Source organism: Vibrio genomosp. F10 str. ZF-129 (assembly GCF_000287055.2).
Classification (GTDB): domain Bacteria; phylum Pseudomonadota; class Gammaproteobacteria; order Enterobacterales; family Vibrionaceae; genus Vibrio.
In genome coordinates, this window is the sequence record NZ_AJYQ02000088.1 from 1 (window position 1) to 286 (window position 286).

Annotated in this window: 1 protein-coding gene; it reads left to right on the forward strand. The window is 42.3% G+C overall.

Annotation, left to right across the window (positions count from 1 at the left end; genetic code table 11):
- Nucleotides 1–286 (forward strand): methyl-accepting chemotaxis protein (locus tag A1QO_RS08850; protein WP_038132099.1); only part of this gene is annotated, 286 nt, incomplete at both ends.

A 286-nucleotide genomic window follows, 5' to 3' on the forward strand; every position in this document is an offset into this window, starting at 1 on the left:
GGTGGCATCGGCTATTGAACAAATGACGGTGTCTATTCAGGAAGTTGCTCGAAGCACGAATGATGTCGCAGAAACATCGAGATACGCACATGATAAAAGTACGACGGGGCAACAAACGTTAGATCAAGGTAATATGGCGTTGAACAGCTTAGTGAACGACGTATCTGCTACTAATGAAGATATGAAAACATTGCAACTTAAATGCAATGAAATCGGTCATGTGTTGGTGGTGATACAAGAAATTGCGGGTCAAACGAATCTACTGGCATTGAATGCCGCTATAGAA